The sequence below is a fragment of the Streptomyces triticagri genome (assembly GCF_003429565.1).
Taxonomy (GTDB): domain Bacteria; phylum Actinomycetota; class Actinomycetes; order Streptomycetales; family Streptomycetaceae; genus Streptomyces; species Streptomyces triticagri.
This window is the reverse complement of record NZ_QUAK01000167.1, coordinates 1-4,458: the sequence shown is the minus strand read 5'-3', so window position 1 is coordinate 4,458 and position 4,458 is coordinate 1. Positions and strand designations below refer to the sequence as shown.

General features: G+C 66.0%; 4 protein-coding genes. All 4 read right to left on the bottom strand.

From position 1 onward, the window contains the following. Positions 1-63: 63 nt before the first annotated feature. From DY218_RS25570 to DY218_RS25555, 4 genes are read right to left on the bottom strand one after another with little or no spacing between them, the layout of a single operon-like run. Positions 64-780 carry an ABC transporter ATP-binding protein gene (locus tag DY218_RS25570; RefSeq protein WP_128558504.1) on the bottom strand — a complete coding sequence of 239 codons (717 nt, stop codon included), beginning with the start codon at positions 778-780 and terminating at the stop codon, positions 64-66. Next, positions 777-1,646, bottom strand: coding sequence for an ABC transporter ATP-binding protein (locus tag DY218_RS25565; RefSeq protein ID WP_407703685.1), 870 nt, complete (start codon positions 1,644-1,646; stop codon positions 777-779). Before DY218_RS25565 ends, DY218_RS25570 begins: the two co-directional genes overlap by 4 nt. Before the next feature lie 5 nt (positions 1,647-1,651). Further along, the gene (locus DY218_RS25560) at positions 1,652-3,466 is read right to left on the bottom strand and encodes a branched-chain amino acid ABC transporter permease (protein ID WP_128558502.1); all 1,815 of its coding nucleotides are present in this window, start codon (positions 3,464-3,466) and stop codon (positions 1,652-1,654) included. A 10-nt stretch (positions 3,467-3,476) separates the two neighbouring features. Further along, positions 3,477-4,406 (bottom strand): branched-chain amino acid ABC transporter permease, encoded by a 930-nt coding sequence (locus DY218_RS25555; RefSeq protein ID WP_128558501.1) that lies wholly within the window; start codon positions 4,404-4,406, stop codon positions 3,477-3,479. Between the last annotated feature and the right edge of the window lie 52 nt (positions 4,407-4,458).

Sequence of the window (4,458 nt, the reverse complement as noted above, 5' to 3'; positions counted from 1 at the left end):
GGCCCGCACCCGGAGGTTTCTCCGGGTGCGGGCCTCAGCCGTATGCGGATGTGGTGCGGTGGTTCAGTCCTCGCCGAGGTAGGCCTTGCGGACGGATTCGTCGGTGAGGAGGTTGGTGCCGGTGCCGGAGAGGACGATGTTGCCGACCTCCATGACGTGTCCTTGGTCGGCGAGGGAGAGCGCGGCTTGGGCGTTCTGTTCGACGAGCAGGATGGTGGTGCCTTGGTTCTTGAGTTCGACGATGGTCTCCATGATCTTCTGCATCATGATGGGGGAGAGGCCCATGGAGGGTTCGTCGAGCATCAGGAGTTTGGGCTGGGACATGAGGGCGCGGCCCATGGCGAGCATTTGTTGTTCGCCGCCGGAGAGGGTGCCGGCTGCTTGTTTGCGGCGTTCTCCGAGGATGGGGAAGAGGTCGTAGGCGCGTTGTATGTCTTTGTTGATGCCGTCGCTGTCGTTGCGGAGGTAGGCGCCGAGGCGGAGGTTGTCCTCGATGGTCATGCGGGGGAAGATGTGCCGGCCTTCGGGTGAGTGGGCGAGGCCGAGGGAGACGATTTGGTCTGCGCGGTATTTCCGGAGGGGTTCTCCGTTGAAGGTGATGCGTCCGGAGAGTGGTTTGAGGAGTCCGGAGATGGTGCGCAGGGTGGTGGTTTTTCCGGCGCCGTTGGTGCCGATGAGGGTGACGACTTCGCCTTCGTCGACGGTGAAGGAGATGCCTTTGACGGCTTCGATCTTGCCGTAGGCGACCTTGAGGTCTTCGACCTCGAGCAGTGCGGTCACTGGCCTTCCTCCGTGCGGGCGTTGGTGCTGGGTGCTGCTGCTTCGGCGGCTTCGACTTCGGCGAGTTCCTCGTCGCCGGGTGCGCCTTCGAAGGGGGTGCCGAGGTAGGCGGCGACGACGCGTTCGTCGGCTTGGACGACGTCGGAGGTGCCTTCGACGAGTTTTTCGCCTTGGACGAGTACGGCGACGCGGTCGCAGAGGTTGAAGATGAAGCGCATGTCGTGCTCGATGACGAGGACGGCGATGCCGCGGTCGCGGATGGCGAAGACGAGTTCTTCGGTGGCGCGGGTTTCTTGGGGGTTCATGCCGGCGGTGGGCTCGTCGAGGAGGAGGAGTCCGGGGTCGCTGGCGAGTGCGCGGGCGATTTCGAGCTTGCGTTGTTCGCCGTAGGGGAGGTTGCGGCTGAGGTGGTCGGCTTTGTGGGCGAGGCCGGTGAATTCGAGGAGTTCCATCGCGCGTGCGGTGGATTCGTCTTCGGCCTTGCGGAAGCCGGGGCCGCGCAGGAGGGCGGAGATGAGGCCTTCCTTGGTGCGGGTGTGGCGTCCTACGAGGACGTTTTCCAGGACGGTCATGTTGGAGAAGAGCCGGATGTTCTGGAAGGTGCGGGCGATTCCTGCCTTGGTGACGAGGTGGGGCTTGGGTGGCAGGACGGTGCCTTTGTAGGAGACCTTGCCTTCGGTGGGGATGTAGAGCCCGGTGAGGCAGTTGAAGAAGGTGGTTTTTCCTGCGCCGTTGGGCCCGATGAGGCCGACGATTTCGCCGCTGGAGACGGTGAGGTCGACGGAGCGTACGGCGGTGAGTCCGCCGAATCGCATGGTGACGCCGCTGGCGTCGAGGACGGGGCCGGTGGTGTGGGTGCTTGTCATGGTGGTCACGCCCCCGCCTTCTTCGCGCTGGTGGCGTCTTCGGGCAGTTGTTGTTCTGGTACGGCGAGTTGGTCGGTCTCGTGGAATTCGAGTTTCTTCCTGCTGTCGGCGACGAGTCCTTCGGGGCGGAAGCGCATGAGGAGGACGAGGGCGAGGCCGAAGAGGAGGAGTTGGTAGTCCTCGAGGAATTGGAGTTTGGCGGGGATGAGGTAGAGGAGTGCGGCGCCGATGAGGGGTCCGCTGATGGTGCCCATGCCGCCGAGGATGACGGCTGCGAGGAGGAAGGCGGAGTTGGGGGGTGTGGTGCCGGTGAAGAGGTATTGCTCGGGGGTGACGCTGTAGGTGACGTGTGCCTGGACGGTGCCGGCGAGGCCGGCGAGGGTGGCGCCGAGGGCGAAGGCGAGGAGTTTGAGCCGGAAGGCGTTGATGCCCATGGCGGTGGCTGCGGTTTCGTCTTCGCGGATGGCGACCCAGGCGCGTCCGATGCGGGATTCGCCGGAGCGGCGGAATACGAGGACGACGAAGACGGTGAAGAGGAGCATCAGCAGGTAGTAGTTGGCGGACCTGCCGAGGGTGAAGCCGCCGACGTCGTGGGACTGTCCGAAGTCGAATCCGAAGAGGTTGAGGTCGGGGATGTTGGGGATGCCTTGGGAGCCGTTGGTGAGGTCGGGTCCGCTGCTTCCGTTGAGGTTGTTCATGGTGAGGCGGAAGATCTCACCGAATCCGAGGGTGACGATGGCGAGGTAGTCGCCGCGCAGTCGGAGGGTGGGGGCGCCGATGAGGACGCCGAAGATGAGGGAGACGACGGCGCCGGTGAGGACGGCGGCCCAGAAGGGGAATTGGACGCCGATGACGGACTGGGGGGAGCCGGAGACGAGGGCGGCGGTGTAGGCGCCGACGCCGAGGAATGCGACGTATCCGAGGTCGAGGAGGCCGGCGAGGCCGACTACGACGTTGAGTCCGAGTGCGACGGTCGCGAAGATGAGGATGTTGGCGCCGATGAGGGCGTAGGTGTCGTTGTCCTGGGTGAAGGGGAAGCAGAAGGCGGCGACGAAGGCTGCGGCCAGGGCGACGTTGCGGTGTTTGGTGGTGAGTGCGGTGAGTCGGCTGATGAGGCCGGCGCGGGATACGCCGGTGAAGGCGAAGCCGACGGTGATGAGGTATCCGATGAAGAGTTCGGAGTACTCGGTGTCGATGCCGTAGGTGAAGACGTAGAGGGCGATGCCGAAGCCGGCGGCGATGATGAGGATTTCGGCCCAGGAGGGCAGTTCCTGTGCGCGCCTGGGGTGGGGGGCGGTGAGGCTGTGGCGGAAGCGTTGCCAGAGGCCGGTGTCGTGTTCGTCGGCGGGGAGGTCGGCGGGGAGTGCGAGGGCGCCGATGGTGGCGATGAGGGCGCCGATGCCGCTGACCCAGGCGCCGGGTTCGAGGTTGACGACGCCGCCGAGTTGGGCGGAGATGGCGCCCATGGTGTAGCCGACGGTGCCGAGGGTGCCGAGGGCGAGGAGGCGGGTGGGGCTGTTGGTGCCGCCGGGGGTGAGCCAGCGCAGTCCGGGGATGCCGTAGCCGGAGAGGGCGAAGAGCAGGGTGAGGGCGGCGCTGACGAGGGTGAGGACTTGGAGTCCGCCGGGGTATCCGGTGACGGTGAGGTTGCCGGGGAAGGCGGCGGTCCAGGTCCAGGCGAGGAAGGTGCCGGCGAGTGCTGCTGCGGCGCCGATTGTGGTGGCTGCGCGTGCTGCTGTGGTGGGCAGGGGGAGCAGCGCGGGTCCGTTGGCCGTGGTTGTGGCCTGGGTGGTGCTGGTGTTCTGGGTGGTGTTGGTCATGGTGCTCACCTCACGCCCGATCCGCGACGCGTTCGCCGAGTAGGCCTTGGGGTCGTACGAGGAGGACGATGATGAGGAGCGCGAAGGCCCATACGTCCTTCCAGCCGCCGCCGCCGAAGAGTTCCATTCCGGGGACGTCGCCCATGTAGCCGGTGGCGAGTGCTTCGGCGACGCCGAGGACGAGGCCGCCGAGCATGGCGCCGTAGATGTTGCCGATGCCGCCGAGTACGGCTGCGGTGAAGGCCTTGAGTCCCATGATGAAGCCCATGCGGAAGCTGACTTGGCCGTTGTGCAGTCCGTAGGCGATGGCTGCGACTGCGGCGAAGGCGGCGCCGATGGCGAAGGCCATGACGATGATGCGGTCGGTGTTGATGCCCATCAGCTTGGCGGTGTCGGGGTCCTGGGAGGTGGCCTGCATGCCGCGGCCGGCGCGGGTGCGGGAGACGAAGAGGCCCAGGAGGATCATGCAGATGGGGGCGGCGATGATGGTGAAGAGGTCGTTGGCCTTGATGTCGGCGCCGAGGAACGAGATGGAGTCGCCGCTGAATTGGGGGAAGGAGCGGTCCTTGGTGGCGTCGGGGTACCACTTCCAGACGGCTTGCTGGAGTGCGATGGAGAGGCCGATGGCGGTGATGAGGGGGGCGAGGCGTGGTGCGCCGCGCAGTGGCCGGTAGGCGAATCGTTCCGCTGCGGTGCCGACGGCTACGGAGCAGATGACTCCGCCGACGATCATGAGGGGTATCGCGGTGAGGAGGGAGAATCCCTCGGGCAGCCAGAGGAAGACGGTGAGGGCACCGAATCCTCCGACCATGAAGATCTCGCCGTGGGCGAAGTTGATGAGCTGGACGATGCCGTAGACCATCGTGTAGCCGATCGCGATGAGTCCGTACATCGCGCCGAGGATGAGTCCGTTGGCCAGCTGTTGCGGCAGTTCGTGCACCGCAGGGCCTCCGTGGAGTGGTTCGGATAAGGCGCCGCGCGGGAGCGCTGGT

Bases quoted from the DNA above. Each gene is read 5' to 3' on its own strand.
- DY218_RS25565 (WP_407703685.1), bottom strand. From the start codon at position 1,646: ATGACAAGCACCCACACCACCGGCCCCGTCCTCGACGCCAGCGGCGTC.
- DY218_RS25560 (WP_128558502.1), bottom strand. From the start codon at position 3,466: ATGACCAACACCACCCAGAACACCAGCACCACCCAGGCCACAACCACG.